Source organism: Pseudolysinimonas sp., assembly GCF_044239695.1.
Taxonomy (GTDB): domain Bacteria; phylum Actinomycetota; class Actinomycetes; order Actinomycetales; family Microbacteriaceae; genus Pseudolysinimonas_A.
Genome location: NZ_JBIIAW010000027.1, coordinates 1 through 24,237 on the forward strand (window position 1 = coordinate 1; position 24,237 = coordinate 24,237).

At 70.0% G+C, this 24,237-nt stretch carries 23 protein-coding genes; 12 read left to right on the forward strand and 11 right to left on the reverse strand.

Annotation, left to right across the window (positions count from 1 at the left end; all coding sequences use genetic code 11):
• Nucleotides 1-134 precede the first annotated feature (134 nt).
• A complete protein-coding gene (locus ACILQS_RS06095; protein WP_395639223.1) occupies nt 135-440 on the reverse strand; it encodes a hypothetical protein in 306 nt (101 codons plus the stop codon).
• A gap of 183 nt (nt 441-623) precedes the next feature.
• Here ACILQS_RS06095 and ACILQS_RS06100 point away from each other — a divergent pair, with 183 nt between their 5' ends.
• The 3 genes from ACILQS_RS06100 to ACILQS_RS06110 all read left to right on the forward strand — a co-directional run bounded on the left by ACILQS_RS06100 (nt 624) and on the right by ACILQS_RS06110 (nt 5,221).
• Entirely contained in the window at nt 624-2,132 is a 1,509-nt protein-coding gene (locus ACILQS_RS06100) for an aspartate ammonia-lyase (protein WP_395639224.1), read from the forward strand.
• A gap of 241 nt (nt 2,133-2,373) precedes the next feature.
• On the forward strand, nt 2,374-4,296 hold the full coding sequence (locus tag ACILQS_RS06105; RefSeq protein ID WP_395639225.1) for an alpha/beta hydrolase family protein: 1,923 nt from the start codon (nt 2,374-2,376) through the stop codon (nt 4,294-4,296).
• A gap of 121 nt (nt 4,297-4,417) precedes the next feature.
• The gene (locus tag ACILQS_RS06110) at nt 4,418-5,221 is read left to right on the forward strand and encodes a CPBP family intramembrane glutamic endopeptidase (RefSeq protein ID WP_395639226.1); all 804 of its coding nucleotides are present in this window, start codon (nt 4,418-4,420) and stop codon (nt 5,219-5,221) included.
• A 3-nt stretch (nt 5,222-5,224) separates the two neighbouring features.
• Here the strand turns inward: ACILQS_RS06110 and ACILQS_RS06115 are convergent, their stop codons facing one another.
• Nucleotides 5,225-7,702, reverse strand: coding sequence for an ATP-dependent DNA ligase (locus tag ACILQS_RS06115; protein ID WP_395639227.1), 2,478 nt, complete (start codon nt 7,700-7,702; stop codon nt 5,225-5,227).
• Between the two features lie 63 nt (nt 7,703-7,765).
• Here ACILQS_RS06115 and ACILQS_RS06120 point away from each other — a divergent pair, with 63 nt between their 5' ends.
• Nucleotides 7,766-8,608: a Ku protein gene (locus tag ACILQS_RS06120; protein ID WP_395639228.1), complete on the forward strand. Its 843-nt coding sequence runs from the start codon at nt 7,766-7,768 to the stop codon at nt 8,606-8,608.
• A 34-nt stretch (nt 8,609-8,642) separates the two neighbouring features.
• On the opposite strand, the gene ACILQS_RS06125 is transcribed toward ACILQS_RS06120, so the two are convergent.
• The 3 genes from ACILQS_RS06125 to ACILQS_RS06135 all read right to left on the reverse strand — a co-directional run bounded on the left by ACILQS_RS06125 (nt 8,643) and on the right by ACILQS_RS06135 (nt 10,979).
• Nucleotides 8,643-9,386 carry an FAD-binding oxidoreductase gene (locus ACILQS_RS06125; RefSeq protein ID WP_395639229.1) on the reverse strand — a complete coding sequence of 248 codons (744 nt, stop codon included), beginning with the start codon at nt 9,384-9,386 and terminating at the stop codon, nt 8,643-8,645.
• A gap of 7 nt (nt 9,387-9,393) precedes the next feature.
• On the reverse strand, nt 9,394-9,984 hold the full coding sequence (locus ACILQS_RS06130; RefSeq protein WP_395639230.1) for a molybdopterin-dependent oxidoreductase: 591 nt from the start codon (nt 9,982-9,984) through the stop codon (nt 9,394-9,396).
• A 107-nt stretch (nt 9,985-10,091) separates the two neighbouring features.
• On the reverse strand, nt 10,092-10,979 hold the full coding sequence (locus ACILQS_RS06135) for an SDR family oxidoreductase (RefSeq protein ID WP_395639231.1): 888 nt from the start codon (nt 10,977-10,979) through the stop codon (nt 10,092-10,094).
• 109 nt (nt 10,980-11,088) lie between these two features.
• On the opposite strand from ACILQS_RS06135, the gene ACILQS_RS06140 reads away from it, so the two are divergent.
• Nucleotides 11,089-11,415, forward strand: coding sequence for an ATP-dependent DNA ligase (locus ACILQS_RS06140; protein WP_395639232.1), 327 nt, complete (start codon nt 11,089-11,091; stop codon nt 11,413-11,415).
• Here ACILQS_RS06140 and ACILQS_RS06145 read toward each other — a convergent pair.
• Together ACILQS_RS06145 and ACILQS_RS06150 are read right to left on the reverse strand one after the other, a co-directional pair.
• Entirely contained in the window at nt 11,412-12,371 is a 960-nt protein-coding gene (locus ACILQS_RS06145) for a YihY/virulence factor BrkB family protein (RefSeq protein ID WP_395639233.1), read from the reverse strand. The two genes, ACILQS_RS06140 and ACILQS_RS06145, sit on opposite strands and share 4 nt — an antisense overlap.
• Nucleotides 12,368-12,826 (reverse strand): DUF6328 family protein, encoded by a 459-nt coding sequence (locus tag ACILQS_RS06150; protein WP_395639234.1) that lies wholly within the window; start codon nt 12,824-12,826, stop codon nt 12,368-12,370. The genes ACILQS_RS06145 and ACILQS_RS06150 overlap by 4 nt, the downstream gene beginning before the upstream one ends.
• Before the next feature lie 88 nt (nt 12,827-12,914).
• Here ACILQS_RS06150 and ACILQS_RS06155 point away from each other — a divergent pair, with 88 nt between their 5' ends.
• Both ACILQS_RS06155 and ACILQS_RS06160 read left to right on the forward strand, forming a co-directional pair.
• Nucleotides 12,915-13,388, forward strand: a complete 474-nt coding sequence (locus ACILQS_RS06155) for an SRPBCC family protein (protein WP_395639235.1) — start codon at nt 12,915-12,917, stop codon at nt 13,386-13,388.
• Between the two features lie 131 nt (nt 13,389-13,519).
• Entirely contained in the window at nt 13,520-14,419 is a 900-nt protein-coding gene (locus tag ACILQS_RS06160; protein WP_395639236.1) for an alpha/beta fold hydrolase, read from the forward strand.
• On the opposite strand, the gene ACILQS_RS06165 is transcribed toward ACILQS_RS06160, so the two are convergent.
• Complete coding sequence (locus ACILQS_RS06165; RefSeq protein WP_395639237.1) at nt 14,416-15,165, reverse strand: glycosyltransferase family 2 protein; 750 nt, start codon at nt 15,163-15,165, stop codon at nt 14,416-14,418. The genes ACILQS_RS06160 and ACILQS_RS06165 overlap by 4 nt on opposite strands.
• Before the next feature lie 21 nt (nt 15,166-15,186).
• A complete protein-coding gene (locus ACILQS_RS06170; RefSeq protein ID WP_395639238.1) occupies nt 15,187-16,614 on the reverse strand; it encodes a DNA-3-methyladenine glycosylase 2 family protein in 1,428 nt (475 codons plus the stop codon).
• A 74-nt stretch (nt 16,615-16,688) separates the two neighbouring features.
• On the opposite strand from ACILQS_RS06170, the gene ACILQS_RS06175 reads away from it, so the two are divergent.
• The 5 genes from ACILQS_RS06175 (at nt 16,689) to ACILQS_RS06195 (ending at nt 21,406) form a co-directional block, all read left to right on the forward strand.
• The gene (locus tag ACILQS_RS06175; protein WP_395639239.1) at nt 16,689-18,077 is read left to right on the forward strand and encodes an FAD-binding oxidoreductase; all 1,389 of its coding nucleotides are present in this window, start codon (nt 16,689-16,691) and stop codon (nt 18,075-18,077) included.
• 99 nt (nt 18,078-18,176) lie between these two features.
• Nucleotides 18,177-18,731 carry a hypothetical protein gene (locus ACILQS_RS06180; protein ID WP_395639240.1) on the forward strand — a complete coding sequence of 185 codons (555 nt, stop codon included), beginning with the start codon at nt 18,177-18,179 and terminating at the stop codon, nt 18,729-18,731.
• A 39-nt stretch (nt 18,732-18,770) separates the two neighbouring features.
• Nucleotides 18,771-19,277: a hypothetical protein gene (locus ACILQS_RS06185; RefSeq protein ID WP_395639241.1), complete on the forward strand. Its 507-nt coding sequence runs from the start codon at nt 18,771-18,773 to the stop codon at nt 19,275-19,277.
• Nucleotides 19,278-19,296: 19 nt separating this feature from the next.
• A complete protein-coding gene (locus ACILQS_RS06190; RefSeq protein WP_395639242.1) occupies nt 19,297-20,073 on the forward strand; it encodes a hypothetical protein in 777 nt (258 codons plus the stop codon).
• A 37-nt stretch (nt 20,074-20,110) separates the two neighbouring features.
• Nucleotides 20,111-21,406, forward strand: a complete 1,296-nt coding sequence (locus ACILQS_RS06195) for a PrsW family intramembrane metalloprotease (protein ID WP_395639243.1) — start codon at nt 20,111-20,113, stop codon at nt 21,404-21,406.
• Between the two features lie 8 nt (nt 21,407-21,414).
• On the opposite strand, the gene ACILQS_RS06200 is transcribed toward ACILQS_RS06195, so the two are convergent.
• Together ACILQS_RS06200 and ACILQS_RS06205 are read right to left on the reverse strand one after the other, a co-directional pair.
• A complete protein-coding gene (locus ACILQS_RS06200) occupies nt 21,415-22,500 on the reverse strand; it encodes a hypothetical protein (protein WP_395639244.1) in 1,086 nt (361 codons plus the stop codon).
• 411 nt (nt 22,501-22,911) lie between these two features.
• Nucleotides 22,912-24,093, reverse strand: coding sequence for a MarP family serine protease (locus ACILQS_RS06205; RefSeq protein ID WP_395639245.1), 1,182 nt, complete (start codon nt 24,091-24,093; stop codon nt 22,912-22,914).
• Between the last annotated feature and the right edge of the window lie 144 nt (nt 24,094-24,237).

Consider the following 24,237-nt stretch of genomic DNA (forward strand, 5'->3'; position numbering starts at 1 on the left):
GCTGCGCACGTGCTTCCCGCCGCGGACCCGACGACCCCGCACGGCGGCGGCCGGATGCGCGACCGCCGCCGTGCGGGCGGAGTCGTGATCGCACCCCTTGCCCAGGCAGTGCGAGCCCGGCGTCAGGGGCGGCATCAGCCCTCGTCCTCGACGCGCACGGGGCGCACTCGGGCGGCGCGAGCGAGCGACTCGTCGTCCTCGTGGCTCGCGTGCCGGGCGGTGCGGATCGCTTCGACCAACCAGCTCACGGCCGGGATGACGCTCACCAGCGCGGCCAGCCCGCCGAGCGACGCGAAGGTGATCGCGACGATCGGGATGCCGTTGTTGCAGGGGGTGCCCGCGCAGCCGTCGGCGATGGTGACATCGACGACCGCGAAGCTCACCGCTGCGACGAGGATGGCGACCAGCGCGACCACGCCCAGCACTCGCGACGAGTGCATGGAATCCGACCCTTTTCCGTCGCGAACCCCTCCGCGACTGCTGCCGACATTAGGGCGGGAGGAACCAGGTGACCATTCCCCGCTTCGGGGGCTCCCCCTTCGGGTCGCACCCTTTCGCGGTGAGCGGCCTCGTCGCGGTGAGCGCCCTCGTCCCGAGCGGACCGCGCGCGTAGGCTCGCTCCCATGCAGGCATCGACGCCCGTCCCGCGGACCACCGGACCCGAACCGGCTTCGAAGATCCTCGCCGGAGACGGACCCACCCGCACCGAGCGCGACTCGCTGGGGTCGATGGAGATCCCGGCCGACGTCTACTGGGGCATCCATACCGCGCGGGCGCTCGTCAACTTCCCGATCTCCCGCCGGGCGATCTGGAACTACCCGGCGCTCATCCGCGCGCTCGCCCTCGTCAAGCAGGCGTCGGCGCGCGCGAACAAGCAGATCGGCGTGCTCGATCCCGCGAAGGCCGACGTGATCGACGCGGTCTGCGCGCGCATCGCCGCCGGCGAGCTGCACGACCAGTTCGTCGTCGGCGTCATCCAGGGCGGGGCCGGGACGAGCACCAACATGAACGCCAACGAGGTGATCGCGAACGCCGGTCTCGAGGCGATGGGGCACGCGTTCGGCGACTACCAGCACCTCAGCCCGATCGACGACGTCAACCGCTCGCAGTCGACGAACGACGTCTATCCGACGGCGATCAAGCTGGCGATGGTGTTCGGCATCCAGAAGCTGCTCGCCGAGCACCGGTTGCTGACCGAGGCGTTCGCGGCCAAGGGCCGGGAGTTCGCGAACGTGCTCAAGGTGGGACGAACGCAGCTGCAGGATGCCGTACCCATGACGCTCGGCCAGGAGTTCAGCGGGTTCGCGCACACCCTCACCGAGGACTTCGATCGACTCTCCGAAGTCATCCCGTGGCTCAACGAGATCAACATGGGGGCCACCGCGATCGGCACCGGCATCACCGCCGACCCCCGTTACGCCGAGGCGGTGCGTCAGCACCTCGAAGACCTCACCGGGCTGCCGCAGGAGACGGCGCCGAACCTCATCGAAGCCACCTCCGACGCCGGCATCTTCATGACCGTCTCGGGAACCCTCAAGCGCGCCGCGGTGAAGCTCTCGAAGATCTGCAACGACCTGCGGCTGCTGTCGTCGGGGCCGCAGGCGGGGTTCGGGGAGATCTTCCTGCCCGCCCGTCAGGCCGGGTCGTCGATCATGCCCGGCAAGGTGAACCCCGTCATCCCCGAGGTCGTGAACCAGGTCGCGTTCAGCGTCATCGGCGCGGATGCCACGGTCACCGCCGCGGCGGAAGGCGGGCAGTTGCAGTTGAACGCCTTCGAGCCGGTGATCGCGCACAGCATCCTGCAGTCGCTGGTCTGGATGACGAACGCCTGCAAGACCCTGCGGGTGAACTGCGTCGACGGCATCGAGGCGAACCTCGAACGTCTCGAGGAGCAGGTCGGGTCGAGCGTCGGAGTGGTGACGGCGCTGACGCCGTACATCGGCTACGCCGCTGCCGCGAGCCTCGCGCACACGGCCCTCACGACGCACGCCTCGATCCTCGAGCTGGTGCTCGAGCAGGGCCTGATGACCGCCGAGGAGGTGCGCAAGGTGCTCTCGCCCGAGCGCCTCTCCGGCCTCGTCGCCCCGACCGGCGTGATCGATCTGCCCACGCTGCGAGACGCGCCGCAGTGAGACGCCGCGACAGACTCGCTCGCTGAAGCTTCCGTGCAGCGTTCGGTGCGTTTGCGTCGAACTGTTCGCACTGTGAAACCGATGAGGCTCTCGGTCGTGCACATCCGTGCAATCTGGTCGGAACGATGCTCACCTTCTGACGAGCCTCCCTAGCATCTGAGGCGTACTCGGAAACCGGCGCTCGTCGCGCCGCCTCATGCTCGGGGCCCGGGACGCTCACAACGAAGGAGTTGGACATCCGATGAAGACCATGGGAGGCATCAGCAGGATGTGGGGGATGCTCGTCATCGCGCTCGCCCTCGTCCTCGGCGGTGGAACCATCGCCGCCCTCGCGCAGACCGACGGTGGGTCGGTCGACGTGCGCGACACCTTGTTCCCCGATGCGAACGGGCAGATGATCTCCGGTCTCCTCTACGTGCCCTCGACGGCGAACGCCGAGAATCCGGCCCCCGGCATCCTCGCGGTCCACGGCTTCGGCAACTCGCGGGAGACCCAGGATGCCGCGGCGATCGAGCTGTCACGACGCGGCTACGTCGTTCTGGCCATCGACCAGCCGGGCCACGGCCGCAGTGACAACCCCGCGTTCTCAGGGGAGTTCGGCGGACCCGCCTCCCTCGCGTACCTTCGCTCGCTGGCGATCGTCGACCAGGACAACATCGGCCTGACCGGGCACTCGCTCGGCGGGTACGCCATCTCGGCGGCCGCGGCCGCCTACCCCGACGGCTACCAGGCGATGGTGCTGCTCGATTCGAGCCCCGGCCCGGCGGCCGCGCCTGACTTCCCCCGCAACACGCTCGTGGTCATGGGTCAGTGGTCGGAGTTCGCCGAAGCCTTCTGGGGCGCCCCGCCGCGTCAGATCGCCGACAGCGAGGCACTTCAGGCATTCTTCAGCACCGACGACACGATCGTCGTCGACGAGGTCTACGGTTCGTTCGACGACGGCACGGCACGGATGCTCGCCAATCCGCTGACCAATCACCCGGGAACCACGCACGACCTCGACACCACCCAGCACATCATCGAGTGGTTCGCCCAGACGCTCGACGGCGGGCGTGAGGCGCCCGCCCAGGTCTGGTGGGTGAAGGAGGCCGGCACCCTGATCGCGATGGTCGGCGGCATCCTGGCGATCTTCGCGGTCGGCGGACTGCTGCTCGCCACGCCGTTCTTCTCGGCGATGCGCGTCCCGGTCCCGCGGGCTGCCGGCAACCGCTGGGGGGTCCCGTGGTTCGTCGGCGCGGCCGTCGCGACCGCCATCCCCGCGCTGACCTACTTCTGGTTCACCAAGTGGGGCCCTCTGTGGATTCCGGCCGGTCCGATCTTCGGCCAGACGTATGCGACGGCCTTCGCGGTGTGGGCGGTGCTCAACGGCATCATCGGTCTGGCGATCATGCTCGTGGTGCGTGCGATTCAGCGTCGCCGCGGGTCCGCGGCGAAGCTCACCGTCGCCGAGCAGGGTCTGGGAACTCCCGACGGCTTCCGCTGGTCGGTCGTCGGCAAGGGTGCGCTGCTGGCGCTGATGAGCGTCGGGGCGGCGTACCTGCTGGTCGTGCTGTCGAACTGGCTGTTCACGACCGACTTCCGGGTCTACCTCCTCCAGTTCCAGGAGATGAGCGTGGCACGGCTCTCGCTCTACCTGATCTACATGGTGCCGTTCACGCTGTTCTTCCTGCTTCTCGGCTACACGATGCACAATGCGCAGCGTTGGACGGGGCGGCCGTCGACCGTCCGGTCGGAGATGCTGGCGAACGCCATCGTGCTCCCGCTCGGCTTCGTGGTGCTGGAGGCGATCGTCTACATCCCGATGTTCGCCACCGGAGCTCTCGGACTTCCCGGTGAGGGACTGATGGCGATCTTCGGCTACCCGTTCATCCCGGTGCTGTTCGTGGTCGGCCTGCTGTCGACCTACTTCTTCCACAAGACCGGGACGATCTACGCGGGCGCCTTCGCGTCAGCACTGTTCGCCACCTGGAACATCGTCGGCGGGACCGCCATCCAGTCCGACATCGACGACGGCACCGGCCTCGCCCAGGTGCTGCGGATCGCGATCCCGGTGATCCTCACCGTCGTCTTCGTCATCATCGCGATCCGGCTGCGCGGGCGGGCCGGCCGCGACGGTTCGCCGGTGACCACAGAGCCGGCGGAGACGGTCGCGACGCGCGGCTGAGGCGCATCGCACCGTGAGGCGCCGGAGTCGATCGAGACTCCGGCGCCTTCTCGCGTGTAGCGTGAAACGGGTCACCAGAACGGTGACGGGAGGAGCCCCGATCATCGTCCCCTTCAGAACGGTGGTCCGATCACCGTCCCTCATCCCCGCCGCCGGAGTCTCCCTCTCGGCGTTCGTGCTCTTCGGGTTGTTCGACACGCCGATCCAGCACGCGGTCGGCATCCCGTTGCTGGCGGCGTCGCTCATCGCGGCGATGCTCGTCGACCGCGAGCTGGGCAAGGATCTCGTGCTCATCGGGGTCGGCATCGGCATCGTCGCGACGACGAGCGTCGAAGCGGATGTCTCCTGGCCCTCGTTCATCCGGATCGGCATCGTGCTCTCGCTCGCGGTCGCGGTGCCGTTCGTGCTCGACCGGTTCCTCTACCGGCGGCAGGTGATCCGCTTTCCCTGGCGGTCGCGCGAGAAGAAGTCGCGCCTCGAGATCGGCTACCTGGTGGCGGTACCGCTGCTGGGCTACCTGATCCTGCCGTTCTACTTCATCCGCTCGGGCGCCTACCTCAACTGGCCGCCGCTGGAAGACGGGGGCGAGTTGCTGCGGTTCTTCGTCGGCGTCAACGCGGTCGGCACCTGGGACGAACTGTTCTTCATCTGCACGGTGCTCACGCTGCTGCGGCGGCACTTCCCGCTCTGGCAGGCGAACCTGCTGACGATGGTAATCTTCGTGTCGTTCCTCTGGGAGCTCGGCTACCGGGAGTGGGGACCGCTGCTGACGATCCCGTTCGCGCTGCTGCAGGGCTACCTGTTCGCGAAGACGAGGTCGCTCGGCTACGTGCTCGCGGTGCACCTGCTGTTCGACGCGCTCGTGTTCCTGGCGATCGTGCACGCTCGCAATCCCGACTGGGCGCCGATCTTCTTCCTGTACTGAGGGTCAGGTCTCCCGCACGACATCCCCGGGTGTCTTGTCGGGCCGCCAGCCGCGCCAGGTCGGCGCGCGCAGCTTCCCGTCGGCGGTGACCTCGGCGTACTCGACTTCACCGACGAGTTTCGGCGTCACCCAGTGGGCATCCCGCGCGTCGGCGGGCGGCACGCCGATCAGCGGCGACGTCTCGCGCGCCATCCTGTCGAGTCTCGCGCGGAGGTCGCCGAGCTGGTCGTCGGTGAACCCGCTGCCGACCCGCCCCACGTACTCGAGGCCGTCGGCTCCGGGGATGCCGACCAGCAGCGATCCGACGGTGTCGGCGCGCGCCCCGTTGCCCGGACGCCAGCCGGCGACGACGACCTCCTGCGTGAGCGTGTGCTTGATCTTCAACCAGTCGCGCGACCGCCGTCCGAGCCGGTACGGAGAGGATGTCCGCTTCGCGATCACCCCTTCGAGACCGAGCCGACGGCTCGTCGCAACGGCGGCGTCGAGGTCGGTCCCGGCGTCCGGGGGGACGCGCACCACGCCCGCATCCCGCACGGCCTCGCGCAGCAGGGCGCGGCGCTCGCGGTAGGGCCTCGAGGCGAGCGAGACGCCGTCGCGGTCGAGGATGTCGAACACGAAGAACTCGACGCCCTGGACCTTCCGTGCCCGCTCCACATCCCGTGGGGCGGTGAGTCCCGATCGGGTCTGCAGCAGTCCGAACGACGGGCGGCCCTCCCGGTCGAGCGCAACGATCTCGCCGTCGAGCACGACGTCGCCCTCGGCCGCGTCGGCGAGCTGCTGCAGTTCGGGATAGGTCGCGGTGAAGTCGAGTCCGTTGCGGGAGCGGAGGCCCACCTCACCGGCGCGCACGGTCGCGATCGCCCGATAGCCGTCCCACTTCATCTCGTAGACCCAGTCGTCATCGCGTGGAAAGGTGTCGAGCTTCGAGGGGGTCGCGAGCATCGGGTGCACGGTGCCCGCGGCGTTGATGCGCCCGCCGACGACCGACTTGCCGCGTTTGAGCCCGCGCCGCGGCTCGGTGCCGATCTTCTTCCACGACCCGGAGGCGCTGCGAGCCTTCGACGCGGCGATGCTGTCGGGGTCGTCCCAGTCGACGGGCTGCTGATCCTTCATCAGGTGCAGCAGCCAGTTCTTGCCCGGGGCCTTGTCGGTCCCCTTCTCCGTCTGGATGAGGGCCAGCCGGCGCGACCCGTGCTTCTCGCCGTGGATCGTGACGATCACCTCGTCGTCGCGCCACTTCTCGAGGTCGTACAAGCCGCGGTCCCAGATCGTCACCGTCCCGGCGCCGTACTCGCCTTTCGGGATCTCGCCCTCGAACTGGCCGTACTCGAGCGGGTGATCCTCGGTGTGCACCGCGAGGTGGTTCTTCCCGGCTTCGGTCGGCACCCCCTTGGGCACCGCCCAGGAGACGAGCACCCCGTCGCGTTCGAGCCGGAAGTCGTAGTGCAGCGCGGTCGCGTGATGCTCCTGGATGACGAACGAGTTGCCCGTCGCACTCACCGCACCGCCCATCGGCTCCGGGGTCTTCGCCCCGTCGCGCATCGAGCGGTACTCGGCCAGTTTCTCGGCGGCCTCCGTGGAGTGCCAGATCTCGCGCTCGAGGTCGGCCGCCGGATCGCCCGTGGTCGCCACCCGTTCCAGCACCTCGTGCATCTCGAGCTGCCGCAGCCCCGGAGCGAGCAGTTCGCGCCAAGTGCGGGGGGCCGCGACGGTCGGGCGCATCCGTCCCCTCAACGAGTAGGGAACGATCGTCGTCTTGTTGCCGTTGTTCTGGCTCCAGTCGAGCAGCACCTTGCCGGCGCGCAGCGTCTTCTTCATGTCGCTGACGACGAGATCGGGATGGTCGGCTTCGAGCAGCCGCGCGAGCTCGTGGGCGACGGCCGAGACCTCCTCGGAGGTCTGTTCGCCGTCGAGCGGGGCGTAGAGGTGGATGCCCTTCGACCCCGAGGTCACCGGGAACGCCTCGAGCCCCATCCCGGTGAGGATGCCGCGCACGAGTTTCGCGACCTCGACGCATTCGGGCAGCCCCGCGCCGTCCCCGGGGTCGAGGTCGAGCACCAGGCGGTCGGGATTCTGCCGCGCACCCCCTTTGCCAAATCTCCACTGCGGCACGTGCAGCTCCAGGCTCGCCTGCTGCGCCATCCACGCCAGCGTCGCGAGGTCGTTCACGAGCGGGTAGCTGTTCACGTGGTCGGAATGCTGGATCTCACGCCGCGGGATCCAGGTCGGGGCCGAGTCGGGCAGATTCTTCTCGAAGAACACCGTGCCCGGTTTCGCGTCCGTGCCGACGCCCTCGACCCAGCGCTTGCGGGTCACCGGGCGATTGCGGGCGTGCGGGATGAGCACGTCGGCGACCCGGGTGTAGTAGTCGAGCACCTCGGCCTTCGTGGTGCCGGTCTCGGGGTAGAGCACCTTCTCGAGGTTCGTGAGTTTCAGGCGGTGTCCGCCCACGCTCACGATCTGCTCGGTCTTCTGCGCCATAGCCCCAAGCTAGTTGCGCGCAAGAGTGTCGAAAAAGACGTTCAAGAACGGAAGGATGAGCGCATGCGCTCCATCTGGAAGGGTTCCCTCAGCTTCGGGCTCGTCAACGTGCCCGTGAAGTTGTACTCCGCCACCGAGGATCACGACGCCGCCCTGCATCAGGTGCACGACGAAGACGGCGGGCGCATCCGCTACAAGCGCGTGTGCGAGATCGACGGCACGGAGGTCACCTACGAGCACATCGCGAAGGCGTACGTCGACGGTGAGCAGACCGTCATCCTCACCGACGAGGATTTCGCCTCGCTCCCGGTCGAGCGCAGCAAGGACATCGACGTCGTCGAGTTCGTGCCGACCCACCAGATCGACCCGATCATGTTCGGCAAGCCGTACTACCTCGCCCCCGACTCGAAGTCGACGAAGGCCTACGTGCTGCTGCGACGCACGCTCGAGGACTCCGACCGCACCGCGATCGTGAAGTTCGCGCTCCGGCAGAAGACCCGCCTCGCGGCGCTGCGGGTGAAGGACGACATCCTCGTGCTCCAGTCGCTGCTCTGGGAGGACGAGGTGCGGGAGGCCCGGTTCCCGGAACTCGACGAGACCCCCAGCATCTCGGCCGCGGAGCTGAAGATGTCGCGCGCGCTCGTCGATTCGTTCGCGAGCGACTTCGAGCCCGAGAAGTTCACCGACGACTACCAGGAGCAGTTGAAGACCCTCATCGAGGCGAAGCTGGATGCCGGCGACGCCTACGACACCGAGGCGACCTTCGGGCGCGAGACCGAGGAGGGCGGCGAGGTGCTCGACCTGATGGAGGCGCTGCGCCGCTCGGTGGAGCAGAAGCGCGGCGGTGCCGAGGAGTCCAAGCCGGCCGCGAAGAAGAAGCCGGCCGCGAAGACGAAGGCGTCGTAGCCGCTTCCGCCGGTTGCTCAACCAACGGATTCGACTATGCGCCGCCGAACCGCTCGGTGCGAATCGTCCCCGGCTGGTGGCCGAGTTCGATGAGCCACGAGGCGACGGCTTCGACGAACGGCGTGGGACCGCAGACGTAGGTGCGCTCCAGGGTCGCGGGGTCGGGGATCGCGAACGCGAGCGTGTCCTTCGTCAGACGTCCGGGGGTGCTCGGCCAGCCGTCCGGAGCCGACCGGGTGTAGACGCGGTCGACCCGCAGACCCGATGCCGCCAGCGCGGTGAGCTCGGCGTCGAAGAACTGGTCGACGGGGGTGCGCACGCTCGACAGCAGGCGGAAGTCCGCCATCCGCCCCGCCTCCGCAGCCGACTCGGCGATCGCGATGAGCGGCACGATGCCCGACCCGCCGCCGATCAGCTGCACGGCGCCGGTCGTCGCGCCGAACCCCTGCGGCTTCCAGACGAAGTACGCGCCCAGCGGGCCGTGCACCTCGAGCGGATCGCCGACGCGCAGCTCCTGCGTGAGGAACGGCGAGACCTCGCCGGTGGGGATCGTGTCGACGGCCAGCACGACGCGCGAGGAGGGACCGTACGACGCGATCGAGTACGACCGGCTCGCCTGGTAGCCGTCGGGGGCGGTCAGCCGGATGTCGAGATGCGATCCGGCGTCGTTGCCCGGCCAGCCGGGCACGTCGAGCACGATCCGCTTGGCGGTCGGCGTCTCGTCGAGGATCTCGGTGACGGTGCCGGTGAGCCAGGCGGGTCGGATGCGGGTCACCACCGGCGGGTCACCAGTAGCGCTCTTCGGTCCAGGGGTCGCCGTGCATGTGGTAGCCGTTCTGCTCCCAGAAGCCCGGCTCGTCGTCCTCCATCATGACGAGCCCGCGCACCCACTTCGCGCTCTTCCAGAAGTACAGTGCAGGCACGAGCAGCCGGGCCGGGCCGCCGTGCTCGGGGTCGAGCGGCTCACCCTCGGCCTCCGTCGCCACCCACGCCTTGCCGTCGAGCAGGTCCTCGAGCGCGAGGTTCGTCGTGTAGCCGCCGAAGCTGTGCACCATCACGTAGTCGGCGCTGGTCTCGACGTTCTCGAACAGGCGGTCGAGGCTCACCCCGCGCCAGTCCATGTCGAGTTTCGTCCAGTGCGTGACGCAGTGGATGTCGACGGTCACGTCCTCGACCCCGAGCGCGAGCAACTCGTCCCAGGTCCATTTCGTGACGCCGTTCTCGGTGCGGATCGAGAACGACCACTCCTCGGTCGGCACGTCGGGCGTCGGTCCCGCCGACAGCACGGGCCAGTCTTCGACGAGGGACTGCCCGGGGGGAAGCCGAGGGTCGCGCTCGCGACCGCGACCGGTGAATCCGCGCGTGATGAACGACATGTTCAGACGCTACAACGCTCAGTGGTTCCTCAGCGTCGAAATCGGGTCGGCCGTGCGCCGACCCGAGTAGCCCGACATCCCGAGTTCGATCCCCGGCTCGCCGGCATCTACAGCCCCTTGCCGCCGGTGACGGGCACGATCGCGCCCGACATGTAGGAGTTCTGCGGGTCGGCGAGGAAGACGTACGCGTGGGCCAGTTCGGCGGGCTGCCCGGCTCGCCCGAGCGGGGTGTCCTGCCCGAACGTCTCCACCTTGTCCGGCCACGACGTCGCCGGGATGAGCGGGGTCCAGATCGGGCCGGGGGCGACGGCGTTGACGCGGATGCCCTTCGGGCCCAACTGCTGCGCGAGGGCCTTCGTCATCGCGACCTGCGCTGCTTTGGTCATCGCGTAGTCGATGAGCTCGGGCGACGGGTTGAAGCCCTGGATGGAGGAGGTGGTGATGATCGACGACCCCGGCTTCAGGTGCGGGATCGCCGCGCGGGCGGTCCACATCGGGGCGTACAGGTTCGTCTCGAAGACGCGGGAGATCTCCTCCGACGGGATGTTCTCGAGCCCGTCGTCGCGGTTCTGCTGATACGCGGCGTTGAGGACGAGGATGTCGATCCCCCCGAGTCCGTCGACGACCTGCTGCACGAGGTCGGTGCACTGCTGCTCGTCGCGCACGTCGCCGGGCAGTCGCAACGCGATGCGCCCGGCCTGCTCGATCCAGCGCGCGGTGTCCGCGGCATCCTCCTCTTCGTCGGGAAGGTAGGAGATCGCGACGTCGGCGCCCTCGCGCGCGTAGGCGATGGCGACGGCGCGACCGATCCCCGAATCGCCGCCGGTGATCAGAGCCCTCATGCCCGAGAGGCGTCCGGTGCCGACATAGGTCGCCTCACCGTGGTCGGGAGCCGGATCGGTCGCCGAGGTCAGTCCGGGCTGCGGCTGCTCCTGACGGGGGAAGTCGTCGCTCGGGTAGCGGGTCAGCGGATTGCGGTCGGTCGTGGTGGTCATGCCTTCCGGTCTACGTGGGCCGGGCGCGGAGCTGAAGGGGTTGCCGTCTCGGGCGCATCGAGCTAGCCCGCGGGCCGGTCATAATGATCTCCAGGAGCTGGGAGACATCATGGGCAAGATCCTCTACGGGAACATGAAGGCGGAGATCGAACTCGACGACCGGGCGATGGCGCACCTGCAGGCGGTCGTGGCGACGAAGCTCCGCCGGGGCGAGGGGTTCTTCCTCAACTGGCGCGACGACCCGGCCGTCGGCGACGGGCGCAGTGCCGCCTGGATCGGCCCGAATGTGCCGCTGTTCTTCAAGTACTACGGCAGCAAGCCGATCGAGCTGCGGCGGGACTGGCTCGAGGCGATGACGATGGGCGCCAACTCCAACGGCGGGCTCCTGCTCGGCGAGGAGCCCTCGCTGTCGTCGCCGATCGCGACGCAGCCCTAGCCGCGCCCGCCGCGCGCGGCTCGGCCCTTCGCGTCGTTCTGCAGCTCCCGAGCCGCCGCGATGTCGGCGTTGCGCTGACGACGCAGCATCCGGATGCGCCGGGTGTCGCGCACCGGAAGGTCGAGCGAGCGCGCGACGTCCTCGCCCTCGGCGATCTGCTGCAGCCGCGTGATCTCGGCGTCGAGTTCGACGCCCGCGACGAGGGCGGCGTTGGTCGCGTAGAGCCACAGCAGTCCGACGATCACACCGCCGAGCGAGCCGTACACCGCGCCGTGGTCGACGAAGACCGCGTAGAGCGCGACCCCGCCGGTCACGACGATCCAGAACAGGATGGCGAAGCTCGACCCGACGCTCACCCAGCGCCGCTGCGGCCGCACGACGTTCGGGGTGAAGGTGTAGAGCACGGCGACGAAGAGCACCGCGAACGCCAGGAGCACCGGCCAGCGCAGCACCGCCCAGACGGGCCAGTCGCCCGGCCCGAAGAGCACGGTGATGACGATCGCGCCGAGCAGGTCGAGCAGCAGCGCCACGAGGATCATCCGTCCGCGGAAGGCCCAGAACGGGCGACCCTCCTCGACCTCGAAGACCTTGTTCGTGGCGCGCCCGAACGCGGTCGCGTATCCGGATGTCGTCCAGATCAGCAGGAGGAGCGCGATCGTCAGCGCGACGTACGGGTTGTTCAGACTCAGCAGTTCGCGCAGCAGACCCTCGAGATCGCGGGTGGCCTGGTCGGGAAGCACGGTGTCGAGCACGGCGGCCAGATCGTCGACGGCGCGGTCGCGGTCGTCGAGGATCGCGAACACCGACACGAGAGCGAGCGATCCGGGCAGCAGCGCGAGCAGCGCGAAGAAGGTCAGCGCGGCGGCGGAGTCGATGCCGTCGTGGCGCATGAACCCGTGCCAGGCGCGGCGCACCGCCATCTGCCAGCGGACGGGGGTGCGCTCCGTGCCGGTCATTCGGGAGATCCGCGCAGCGCGACGGGGAGCACGATCCACAGCGCCACCGTGAGCGCCAGCGTCGCCCCGCCCGCGATGAGCGCGGCCGAATGGTCGACCACGACGTCGAAGATGAGGAAGACGGTGCCGCCGAGGGTGAGCGCGATCGCCGCGAGCGCGAGGCGCAACAGGATGTGGGCCGCGCGCACGATCTCCGGCTTCGCGCCGCGCCGGAAGAGCGCGCGATGCAGGGCGACGGGCGAGAGCGCGAGGATCGTGGCGAGGGCCGCCGTCACCACGAGGGTGAGGTAGACCCCGACCTGGGCGGGACCCAGATCGGTGAACGCCGGCTGGAAGGGAATGGTCAGGAGGAAGCCGAGAAGGATCTGCGTGCCGGTCTGGGTGACCCGCAGCTCCTGGAGGATCTCGTCCCAGTTGCGCGCGATGCGTTCGTCCTCGGTCTCGCCAGTCGCCATGCCCAGATGCTAGGGGGCACGATGCGTCAGCTCGCGGGTCTTGTCAACCCGCTGCCGATCGTGCTGGGTGCGGGGGAGTGTGGGACGCATGACCACCATCGAGAAGAGCATCGACGTCGACGTCCCGATCAGCGTCGCGTACAACCAGTGGACCCAGTTCGAGGACTTCCCGCACTTCATGGGCGGCGTCGAGTCGATCACGCAGGTCGATGACACCCACCTGCACTGGAAGGTCTCGGTGGGTGGCGTCGACCGCGAGTTCGACGCGGAGATCACCGAGCAGCACCCCGATGAGCGCGTCGCCTGGAAGAGCACGAGCGGCCCGGAGCAGGCCGGCGTCGTGAGCTTCTACCGCGTGGCCGACGCCCAGACGCGGGTGACGCTGCAACTCGACTGGGAGCCGGAGGGCGTGGTCGAGAACGTCGGCGCCTTGCTTCAGGTCGACGACCTGCAGGTCTCCCGCGACCTGACGAGGTTCAAGGACCTCGTCGAGTCCCAGGGCTACGAGACCGGTGCCTGGCGCGGCGACGTCGACCGTGCGCCGGACGCGACGGGCCGCTGACCGCGGAGTCGCTGACCCACAGAGTCGCTGACCCACAGAGTCGCTGACCCACAGAGTTCGGGGCGCCCGCCCTCCCAGCGGGCGGGCGTCCCGGCGTTTCCGCGGCGGGAACCGCCCACTATCCTGACGGGGTGTTCGACCATCACCAGCAGGTCTCGGGCGAACCCGTCGACGAGGCCGAGCGTCTCGATCGTGCGCTCGGCGACCGCGATTGGACGATCCCGGCACCGGGCTCGGTGTCCTCCGTCTTCGAGGCTCCGAGCGGGAGCCTCGCCGTGGTCTCCCTCGGGGATCCGACGCGGCCGCGCGTCGTGCTCGTTCCGGGAGTCTCGGGATCGAAGGAGGACTTCGTCCTCATGCTCCCGTTGCTCGCCGCCGCGGGGTACTACGTGCAGACCTTCGACATGGCGGGCCAGTACCAGTCGGGTGCGGCCGGACCGCCGCGCGGACGCCGTTTCGACTACGACCTCTTCGTGGACGACCTCGTCGCGTTCCTGGAGGGCGGCGCACCCGCCCACCTGCTCGGGTACTCGTTCGCCGGAACGATCGCGCAACTGGTCCTCGTGAAGCGCCCCGACCTCGTCCGCAGCCTCACCCTCCTCGCCACGCCTCCGGAGCCGGGCAACGGCTTCCGCGGGGTGCGCGGCCTGGGACCGTTCACGTTCCTCGCGGGCGGGCGGATCGGGGCCGCGCTGATGACCTGGGGCATCCGCACCAACAAGAACCACGTGCCACCGCTGCGGCTGGAGTTCGTGCGGATGCGGTTCGACTTCACGAGTCGGCGCAGCATGGAGGACATCATCCGCTTGATGAAGCGCGCGCCCGATCTGCGAGACGCGGTGGCCGCCTCGCCGATCCCCAAGCTGGTCGCCGTCGGGTCCCACGATCTCTGGCCGACCGAGCTCCACGCCTGGCTGGCCGAGCGGATCGGAGCGCGTCTGGTCGTCTACCCGACCGGCCACAGCCCGTGCGAGACCGCCCCGCACCAGCTCACGCGGGACATGGTCGAGCTGTTCCGGTCCGCCGGTTAGGCGACCGCTTCGCGCTGCTCCTCGAGGTAGCGACGCCGAGCCGCCCGCCGCGCCCAGGGCGAGTCCTCCGGCCAGTGGTTGCGCAGCGTCGGGACGATCCACGACAACCGCCGGGTGAATCCCGACCAGGTGGCGAACGGCCGCGCCGAGATGCCGACGACCAGGTCGCGGTCGTAGCGCACCGTCATCCACGGTTTGACGTGCAGGCTCAGGTCGAGATCGTCGTGGATGTCGCGCTCCTCGCGGTGCACCTCCGGACCGATCTCCGTCCACACCTCCCGCCGCATCGCGAAGTTGGAGCCGAAGATCGGCGGATGGCCGAGGTAGATCGTCATCGACCAGTAGAGACCGCCGACCCACCACGACTTGCCGAGGCGACGGGTGATCGGACCGGCGTCGTAGAAGTCGCCCGAACCGGAGACGACCGAGAGGGCGGGATCGCCGTCGAACCGCGCGATCACGCTCGCCAGCCATCCGGGCGGGCACACCGAGTCGGCGTCGATCCGGGCGATCAGGCCGCCGCGTGCGGCATCGAACCCGGCGGAGGAGGCGCGCGGAATCCCCGCGATCGGTTCCCACACGACACGGGCGCCCGCGGCTTCGGCGACGGCCCGCGTGCGGTCGGTCGACCCGTTGTCGACGACGACGATCTCGTCAGGGCGGCGGCTCTGCGCGGCGAGGGAGGCGAGACAGCGCTCCAGCATCTCCGCGTCGTTGCGCGCGGGGATCACGACGGAGACGAGCATCGCCGAAACTCTACGCCCGGCTCACCCTGCGGGAACGCGAAGCGGACGGGCTCTCCACAGGTGCAGGGCCGCGTAGGACCGCCAGGGCGCCCAGAAAGCGCGGGGCGACGGGGTGATCCCGAGGGCGCTCGCGGACTGCTTCAGCACGAGGTCGGTGCCGGGGAACGCATCGGGGTGCCCGAGCGCCCGCATCGCCAGGTACTCGGTCGTCCAGGGCCCGACGCCGGGGAGGGCGAGCAGACGCTCCCGCAGCTCGGCGACCGGCGTCGCGGGGTGGAGGGGCAGCTCACCGCGGGCCACCACCTCGGCGACCCTGCGGATCGCGGCGACTCTCGCCGACGGTCCGCGCAGCACCTCGTCGCCGCGTTCGGCGAGCTGCGCCGCGGTCGGGAAGTCGCCGAAGTGCTCGACGATCCGACCGAGCACGGTGCGCGCTGCGGCGACGGAGACCTGCTGTCCGACGAGCGTGCGGAACAGGGCCTCCTCCGGGTCGGCGCTGCCCGCGATCCGGATGCCGGGCACGGCCGCGACGAGCGGGGCGAGGTCGGGGTCCCGGGCGAGGTGGGTGTCGATGGCGACCGAGTCCGCGTCGAGGTCGAACATCCGCCGCACCCGCGCCGTGAGGGCCGGCAGGTCCGACAACGCCGCGAGTCGCGCGGTGAGTTGCACCCCGGTGCCGGCGAGCGTCACCTCGATCTCGGCGCGACCGCCCGGCAGCCGCAGCGACCGCGCGAATCGGGTGTCGTCGCCCTCCTCGAACCCGCGGATGCCGTGGTCGGCGAAGAACCGGAAGAGGCCGGCTCCGTCGAACGGGGCGCGGGCGGGCAACCGGAGTGTGATCGTGCCCGCGTGGGTCGCGGTGGGCGAGCCGCGCCGTGCGAGGGTGCGCAGCTCGGTCGGCGTGGCCCGGTAGACGGCGGCGATCGTGTCGTTGAACTGGCGCAGCGAGCCGAAGCCGGCGGCGAACGCGATGTCGGTGACCGGCAGGTCGGTGGCGGCGAGCAGGGTGCGGGCCGTCTGCGCGCGGTGGGCCCGGGCGAGGGCGAGCGGGCCCGCGCCGAGTTCGGCCGTCAGCACGCGGGTCACGTGGCGCGGCGTGTAGCCGAGGCGCGCCGCCAGCCCCGGCACTCCCTCGCGCTCGACGACGCCGTCGTGCACGAGACGCATGGCGCGGGAGGCGAGGTCGTCGCGGAGGTTCCAGTCCGGGGACCCGGGCACGGCATCCGGCTGGCAGCGCTTGCAGGCCCGGAGCCCCGCCTCGTGGGCCGCGGCGGCGGTGCGGTAGAACGACACGTTGCCGGGCTTCGGCGTCATCGCCGGGCAGCTCGGTCGGCAGTAGATCCCCGTGGTGTGCACGCCGGCGATGAACTGGCCGTCGAAGCGGGCGTCACGCGAGGCGAGCGCCCCGTAGCGCTCGGCGAACTGCGCCTCCGCGAATCGGGGATCCATCTGCCCAGGTTCGCACGGGCCAGGGACCGTCGTCAGCGGGAATCGGACACGACCGACGCGATTACGCTGTCGACATGACCATGGAGGCCCGGCATCCGCTGGCGTCCCTCGACGGGCTGAGAGCCGAACTCGGCGACGCGCTGCGCACCGACGAGGCCGCGCTGAACGAGGCACGCGCCGACAAGTCGGGCCACGTCGCGGCGACGTTCCCGCTCGCCGTCGTCGAAGCCCGCGACATCGCCGACGTGCAGGCGACGCTCCGCTTCGCGAACGCCCACGGTATCCCGGTCGTCCCACGCGGGGCGGGCACCGGCCTCGCCGGCGGTGCGATCGGCGGCGTGGGGGAGATCGTGCTCAGCACCCGCGCGATGACCCGCATCCTCGAGGTGTCGCTCGACGACGAACTCGCGGTCGTCGAACCCGGAGTCATCAACGCCGACCTCAACGCCGCGTTGCTCGAGCGCGGGCTGTGGTGGGCGCCGGACCCGGCCAGTCGCGCGATCTCGACGATCGGCGGCAACATCGCGACGAACGCGGGCGGGTTGCTCTGCGTGAAGTACGGCGTGACGCGCGAAGCGGTGCTCGGCCTGAAGGTCGTGCTCGCCGACGGTCGACTGATCGAGGTCGGACACCGCACGGTGAAGGGCGTCACCGGGTACGACCTCACCGCGCTCATGATCGGATCCGAGGGGACCCTCGGCGTCATCGTCGAGGCGACGCTGCGGCTGCGGGCACTGCCGAAGGGCACCGCAGTCACCGTGAAGGCGGAGTTCGCCACGGTGGAGCAGGCCGCACGCGCCTCGAGCGTAGTGAGCGCCAGCGGAACGACGCCCGCGATCATGGAGATCCTCGACGCGTCGGCGGTGCGTCAGATCTCCGCCCACCTCGGCGTCGAGCTCGGGTCCGGTGCCGTCATGCTCGCCCAGACCGACGGGGTCGGTGCGGCCGAGGAGGCGGCTTCGATCGCCGCCGTCATCCGGTCGCTCGGCGGCACCGTCGTGCTGACCGAAGATGCCGAGGAGTCGACGCGGCTCTTCGACATCCGCCGGGCCTTCCACCCGTCGCTGGAAGCCCTCGGCACGGTGCTCATCGAAGACGTCGCGGTGCCGCGCAGCGCCCTCCCGGCGATGTTCGCCTCGATCGAGCGGATCTCGGCGAAGTACGGCATCCCGATCCCCACCGTCGCGCACGCCGGCGACGGCAACCTGCATCCCAACTTCGTCTTCAGCGCGCCCGAGGTCGACGGCCATGTCGAGGTGCCCGAGCACGTCTGGGCCGCGGCCGACGAGATGTTCCTCGACTGCCTGCGGCTGGGGGGAACGCTCACCGGCGAGCACGGCGTCGGCATCCTCAAGAAGCGCTGGCTGCGCGACGAACTCGGCGACGACTCGTTCGAGTTGCACCGGCAGATCAAGCGAGTGTTCGATCCTGCGAACATCCTCAATCCGGGCAAGATCTTCTAGCCGCCGCGCGGGGCCCGAATGCGGTCGTGACGCCGGGAATAGGGTGTCCTCACCTCGTGTTATGACCGGTGTATGTCTACCAATCTGAGTGACTCGCGGATGATTCGGCCCACCCTGGTCCCCCGTCCGACGATCGGGCGGCTCCGGCTGCGTCCGACGCGTCGCGGTCGCGGATTCATCGTGGGCATCGTGGACGCGGTCGGGCCTGACACGAACGGGTTCGCCCCGCGCGACCGGGTCGCCTGGCGGGACAGCGGTCAGCACCTCGACGAGCTGATCCTGATCGACCAGGACGACGTGCTCGGCGTCCCCGGCTGGGTGAGCGACGAGAAGGTGGTGTCGTACCTCGGTGCGGGGCTGATCGCACGTGCCCTCGTGCGCACCCGCCCCTTCAGCCGCGGCGAACAGGTGCGCATCGAGTCGCACGATCCGCTCGTCGCCGAGATGACGGCCGCCTGGGCTCGCTCGCTCGGGGCACGCATCGCCGACTCCGCGGAGGTCGCGATCCACGACGATCGGATGGCGCGCCGGCGGGGCATGGGAAGTCACGGGCGCCTGGCGCAGGCCGCGGTCGAGGTGTTCCAGGCGATCCGGGCCGGGGTCTTCGACGACGTCCCGCTGCTTCCCGCCGCCGAGGGGCGATTGGCCGCGTAGCTCCGCCGACGGGCCCGCGTCGAGCCCTAGGCTGACGGCATGGGCTTCCTCCCCGTTCCGTCCGATGACGAGCTGTCGGCCGACGCCCGAGCCGCGGCGAACCGGTTCGGCGACGACCACCCCGGTCCGTTGAACGCCCTCGACCGGGCGCTGCTGAACAACGTCACGGTGTTCGAGTCCTACGTGCGCTGGTTCGACGTGAAGGACGAGCTCGAGGCCCTCGTCGGCGAACGGGCGGTGACGCTCTTCTCGCTCGCGCTCTCCCGTGCCGTGCCGGCGCCCTACCCGACCGCGTTCTTCGAAGGGGTGCTGCGCGACGGCGGCGACGACCCGGTCGACCCGCAGGTGACCGAGGCGGAGTCGCTGCTGCTCGCGTGGGGGCGTGCCGTCGGCGCCGACCCGAGCCGGGTGGCGCCCGAGCTGATCGCCCGCGTCGAGGCGACCTTCACGACCTCGACCCGCGCGGTGCTCGCCGGCTACGCGGGGCTCATGTTCGCCGTCTGCATCTTCTCCCTCGTCGCCCAGATCGACCCTGAGACCCGCTGACCCGGCGCCTCGAACCCGCATGATCACCGGAACCCTCGTGGTGCTCGTCTTCGCGGCGCTCGCCGTCGTCGCCCTCCAGGTGATGGATGCCGTGCTCGGCTCGCTCGATGCGGCGTCCGTGCGCGACACCGACGAACCCGACGCGGTGACCCGCACTCGGTTCCGCGAGCTGTTCTGGACCCTCGCGGTGACCGCGACCCTCGCCGTCATCGTCGCGTTCGGCGTCGCCGGCGCAGCGCGTCTGGTCTTCGACGACGAGGAGGTCGCCGCCGGAGTGGGGGTGCTCGTCGTCTCCGCCGTCGGCGCCTTCGCCGTCGGAATGGTCGGCGTGGTCGCCATCCTGCGCCGGGAACGTCCGACCTACGCGCGTCTGCGCCGGGACCTGCGCGACCGCTCGACCTTTACCGTCACGCCCGAGGAGCTCGCCGAACTCGAGGGCCGCCTCGACCGCGCCGACCGGCTGCGCGCGCGGCGACCGCGGGCCGCGACGGGCCTGCGCATCGTCGGACTCGCGCTCGTGCTGGCCGTGGCGGTCGTCGTCGTCGTGGACGGCGCGGCGGCCGACGGGGTGCTGTGGGGGCTCGTCGGCGGTGCGCTGCTCGAGATCGTCGCGTTCGTGATCGCCCTCCGGGTGAGTGCGATCAAGCGCGTGCGGGTCGAGGGCGTGCTCGAGCAGCAGCGGGACGAAGTGGTCGGGATGCTCGAGCGGGCCCGCATCCCGCAGCGCGGCCAGGTGCCCGGCCTGCGCGACCGCGTCGCACGGGCGCTCGCGATCCTGCGCGAGAAGCAGCGCTGACGCAGCTCGGCCACGCGGTATCGATAGATTGTCACCCATGGCGCAGGCGACACCTCCCGAGAACTCCGCGACCGCGACGGTGACCGCGCACGCGGCCCAGAACCAGACGGTGCACCTGCCGCAGCAGGCTCCCGCGGAGGTGCAGGCGGCGACCGCCACCACCCCGCAGCTGATCTTCGACACCGACCCGCGCAAGCGCAACGGTCTCCTTGCCGCCGTCATCGTGTCGGGGGTCGTGCTCGGCATCGCGCTGCTGCTCGTCGTCGGCTACTTCCTGCTCTTCATCGGCCCCGGGCTGAGCTTCATCGGCGCGATCCTCGCCCTCATCCCGCTCGCCATCGTGCTGTTCGGCGTCTACTGGATCGACCGCTGGGAGCCCGAGCCGCGGCTGCTGCTGATCATCGCGTTCCTCTGGGGCGCGACGGTCTCGATCGTGATCGCACTCATCGCGGACGTCGGCACGTCGTACCTCTACGCCGCGGCGGGAGCCGACCAGAACTGGACGGTCTTCCTGCAGAGCGTCGTGCAGGCCCCGATCGTCGAGGAGGGCGGCAAGGGCCTCGGCATCCTGCTGATCTACCTGGTCGCCCGGCGCTACTTCGACGGACCCGTCGACGGCATCGTGTTCGCGGCGCTGGTCGGGGGCGGATTCGCGTTCACCGAGAACATCCAGTACTTCGCCATCCAGATCGCCGAATCGGGGCGTCTGGACTTCGCCGTCGGCGAGATCTTCTTCATCCGCGGCATCCTGTCGCCGTTCGCGCACGTGATGTTCTCGGCGTTCACCGGATTCTTCATCGGGCTCGCCGCACGCAAGGGCACCGCGCTCGGCGGCATCCTGTTCTTCTTCGTGGGGCTGATCCCGGCGATCCTGCTGCACGCGTTCTGGAACGGCGTGCTGTTCTTCATCTACGACTTCTACGCGTACTACGTCGTCGTGCAGGTGCCGCTGTTCGCGATCGCGGTGCTCGGGGTGATCCTGTTGCGCCGCCGCGAAGCGAAGATGACCCAGCTACGGCTCGGCGAGTACGCCGCCGCCGGCTGGTTCAACGGCGCGGAGGTGAACACGCTGGGGACCGCGGCGGGTCGTCGTCAGGCGAAGGCCTGGGCGCGCCAGCGCGGTCTCGGCGCCGTGATGAAGGAGTACATCAAGGACGCCACGCACCTCGCGTTCACTCGCAACCGCATCGTGTCGGGTCGCGACCGCATCGGCTCGCAGGCCGACGAGGCGCTGCTGCTGGCTCAGGTGTCGGAGTCGCGGGCCCGTCTCGCGGCGGCCGTCCCGGTGGTCGCGACCGCGTCGGCGGCCCCTCCGCCGCCTCCCGCGGCCTGAGGTCCGGCTCAGCCGTTCCCCGAGAACGTCGAGACGATGTCGGCGACGAAGCTCCATCCCCAGATGAGGGCGGCGACGACGATCAGGATGATCGCGCCGACGCTGACCCCGCGCTTGAGTCGAGCCCCCTGGGGCGCGACGATGTTCGCGGCGAAGGGCGCGGCGACGCGGTCGTCCTGGTAGCGGTCACTCTGGGTGAGGGTCTTCGTGCCGACGGTCTCCACGATGCGGAACAGCCGCTCGTACACCGCCGGCTGGGCGGCCGGGAACGCCGTCGAGGAGTAGACGAACATCCAGTCGTCGACGATCTCGACGTCGAACGGGGCGGCGTTGTCGATGAGCAGCGCCATCAGGTCGGGCGTGAAGACGTAGAGCGCATCCCGTTCATACTCCGCCGGGCAGTACAGCGTGAAGTACCGGTCGAAGTCGCCCTCGAGGGAGAGGATCTGCCTCTTGTCGAAGGACGCCGGGAGGTTCGTTCCTCCGAAGAGCCCGTTGTTCGCCCGCGAGTCCAGCACCATGTGCGGCAACTTCCGGTCGAGCTTGATCGCCAGGAACCCCCAGGTGCGGGTGCTGCGGCTCTTGCCCGACCCGGTCGTGTAGCGATAGTTGCCGAAGTCCAGGAAGCGGCCCTCGGTGGTGCGGAAGTGCTCGATCGCCGCGCGGCTGTCGCCGATCTGGAAGATCGCGCCCGGGTAGCTCGGGGCGCCGTCGGCGGGGGAGAAGGTCATCCCGTTGGCGCGGGCGAAGCGGTCCATCCGCAGCCAGCGTCCCCATTTTCCGCCACCGGCGATCGCGACGCGCACGATCGCGACGCCGACGAGCACCAGACCGCCGAGGAAGGCGACGAGCACGATGAGCGAGAACGGGTTGTTGTCACCGAGCCCCGAGGTCAGGAACGCGACGATGCCGCCGACCACCGGGGCGACCACGGTGAGCCCGACGACCCCGACCACGACGGCGACGATTATCGTCTGCGCCGACATGCTCGCCCAGCTGACCCCGGACGCCCGCGCCTGCGACCGGTACGCGGAGACCTCCTGCGGGGTGGGAGCGGTCAGCAGTGGCGAGTAGTCGACGACACGGGCGGCCATCTGCCCATTCTGCCCCGGCCTGCGGGGCGACCCGCCCCACACAGACTCATCGCCCAGTGGCGGGTCACTGACTCCGGCTCTTCTGGGCGATGAGTTGTCCTGCCTCCAGGGTGCACCCGGCGGCGCGCCCCGTCAAGGGCGGGATCGGACGGTGACGTTCAGAGCGCGAAAATGTACAGCACGGCGGCGACCGCGAATGCCGTCGAGGCGACACCGACGGTCGCGGTGATGATGATCAGCGCGAGTTCGCGTCGCGAGGTCTGCGATGTCGTGGTCATGGGGTCCTCTCCGTGAACGGTCCCCAGACATCCGGTGTGTGGATGTTCGGAGCCCTGCGGCTCCCAGCTCGGTTTCGACCGTAAGCGGTGGGCTCGACGCCGCGAGGGGCGTTGACTTTGCGCCCCGAGGGGGCTATCCCTGCACGCAGCTCCCGGACGAGACCGATGAGGACAGCCCCGGAGCGGCGGATGCCACCGGCCCGAGTTCGCGGTTCGTCATCGCGTAGCCGAGTTCGGGGTCGTCGGCGTTGCGGGCGAAGACGACGCCGGCCACGCGTCCGTCGGTGGCGAGCAGGGGTCCGCCCGAATTCCCGGGCTGCACGACCGCGGCGATCGTGTAGACCTCGCGCTCGGTGCGCGACGCCCCGTAGATGTCGGGGATCGGTTCCGACGACACGGCGAGCACCTGGGCGGCGCCGCGGGTGAACGGTCCGCCGTAGGGGTAGCCCTGCACGACGGCGTCCGCCCCGGTGACGAGGGCGGTCGAGAGGGACAGGGGAGCCGCGCCGAGTCCGTCGACGGCGACGACGGCGAGGTCGTCGACGGGGTCGAGGTAGACGACGCGGCCCTCGAGGGTCTGACCGTTCGGGGCCTCGATGATCGGCTGGTCGACACCGGCGACGACGTGGGCATTGGTGACGATCCGGTCGGGCGCGACGACGAACCCAGTTCCGGTCTGGTTCTGGCCGCAGGCGTAGGCCGTGCCGCCGATCCGCACGACGGACTGCGCGGCGAGGCTGAGCGGGTCGGTGTCGGTCGGAACGTCGGGGATCCCCGGAGAGACGACGATCCCGCCGAGTGCGTCGCCGATCGCCGGGATCCCCTCCTCGAGCACCGCGGCCCGCACCCGGGCGAGCAGCGCGTCGACCGGCGGCGGTGTGACCGCGTCGATCGCCCGCACGACGTAGGAACCGGAGATCGCCTGGCTGAAGAGCGGCACGCCCATGGATCCCACGCCGCCGGCGACGAGGGAGAGCACGAGCGCCGCGATCGCACCGTTGGTCGCCGCGCCCGCGAGCCGGCTGCCGAACCCGATCTCCTCGCGTCGATCCCGGATGCCGCGCCCGATCCGGCTGCCGAGCGCATGGCCGCCGAACAGCAGGCTGAGCGAGACGGCGACCACCGCCCCCACCCGCCACAACGGGTCGGGCACCACGGCCGAGAGCAGCGGGATCGCGAGGAACGCCGCGACGCCGCCCGCGACGACCCCGAGGACCGCACCCAGGCTGCGGGCGAAGCCGTTGCGCAGGCCCTCGCCGATGAACACCAGCATCGTGAGCACGAGCAGCAGGTCGAGGAGTCGGGCGGCGATCATCGCGTTCCAGTCTGAAGCACGCGGCGGCTTCCGGGGATCATGCTGCACGCTCGCGCTCTCAACCCCGACTATCGACGACCTATTGCGATATATCGGAACATGTCGTATTCTGGGATCGACCACAAGACCGTCCGCATCGGACGG

Excerpts from the sequence above, each read along its gene's own strand:
- ACILQS_RS06145 (WP_395639233.1), bottom strand. The coding sequence starts at position 12,371 with ATGACCGGCACGGAGCGCACCCCCGTCCGCTGGCAGATGGCGGTGCGC.
- ACILQS_RS06135 (WP_395639231.1), bottom strand. The coding sequence starts at position 10,979 with ATGACCACCACGACCGACCGCAATCCGCTGACCCGCTACCCGAGCGAC.
- ACILQS_RS06190 (WP_395639242.1), top strand. The coding sequence starts at position 19,297 with ATGATCACCGGAACCCTCGTGGTGCTCGTCTTCGCGGCGCTCGCCGTC.
- ACILQS_RS06195 (WP_395639243.1), top strand. The coding sequence starts at position 20,111 with ATGGCGCAGGCGACACCTCCCGAGAACTCCGCGACCGCGACGGTGACC.
- ACILQS_RS06120 (WP_395639228.1), top strand. The coding sequence starts at position 7,766 with ATGCGCTCCATCTGGAAGGGTTCCCTCAGCTTCGGGCTCGTCAACGTG.
- ACILQS_RS06140 (WP_395639232.1), top strand. The coding sequence starts at position 11,089 with ATGGGCAAGATCCTCTACGGGAACATGAAGGCGGAGATCGAACTCGAC.
- ACILQS_RS06185 (WP_395639241.1), top strand. The coding sequence starts at position 18,771 with ATGGGCTTCCTCCCCGTTCCGTCCGATGACGAGCTGTCGGCCGACGCC.
- ACILQS_RS06150 (WP_395639234.1), bottom strand. The coding sequence starts at position 12,826 with ATGGCGACTGGCGAGACCGAGGACGAACGCATCGCGCGCAACTGGGAC.
- ACILQS_RS06155 (WP_395639235.1), top strand. The coding sequence starts at position 12,915 with ATGACCACCATCGAGAAGAGCATCGACGTCGACGTCCCGATCAGCGTC.
- ACILQS_RS06205 (WP_395639245.1), bottom strand. The coding sequence starts at position 24,093 with ATGATCGCCGCCCGACTCCTCGACCTGCTGCTCGTGCTCACGATGCTG.
- ACILQS_RS06175 (WP_395639239.1), top strand. The coding sequence starts at position 16,689 with ATGACCATGGAGGCCCGGCATCCGCTGGCGTCCCTCGACGGGCTGAGA.
- ACILQS_RS06180 (WP_395639240.1), top strand. The coding sequence starts at position 18,177 with ATGATTCGGCCCACCCTGGTCCCCCGTCCGACGATCGGGCGGCTCCGG.
- ACILQS_RS06170 (WP_395639238.1), bottom strand. The coding sequence starts at position 16,614 with ATGGATCCCCGATTCGCGGAGGCGCAGTTCGCCGAGCGCTACGGGGCG.
- ACILQS_RS06115 (WP_395639227.1), bottom strand. The coding sequence starts at position 7,702 with ATGGCGCAGAAGACCGAGCAGATCGTGAGCGTGGGCGGACACCGCCTG.
- ACILQS_RS06200 (WP_395639244.1), bottom strand. The coding sequence starts at position 22,500 with ATGGCCGCCCGTGTCGTCGACTACTCGCCACTGCTGACCGCTCCCACC.
- ACILQS_RS06100 (WP_395639224.1), top strand. The coding sequence starts at position 624 with ATGCAGGCATCGACGCCCGTCCCGCGGACCACCGGACCCGAACCGGCT.
- ACILQS_RS06105 (WP_395639225.1), top strand. The coding sequence starts at position 2,374 with ATGAAGACCATGGGAGGCATCAGCAGGATGTGGGGGATGCTCGTCATC.
- ACILQS_RS06165 (WP_395639237.1), bottom strand. The coding sequence starts at position 15,165 with ATGCTCGTCTCCGTCGTGATCCCCGCGCGCAACGACGCGGAGATGCTG.
- ACILQS_RS06130 (WP_395639230.1), bottom strand. The coding sequence starts at position 9,984 with ATGTCGTTCATCACGCGCGGATTCACCGGTCGCGGTCGCGAGCGCGAC.
- ACILQS_RS06095 (WP_395639223.1), bottom strand. The coding sequence starts at position 440 with ATGCACTCGTCGCGAGTGCTGGGCGTGGTCGCGCTGGTCGCCATCCTC.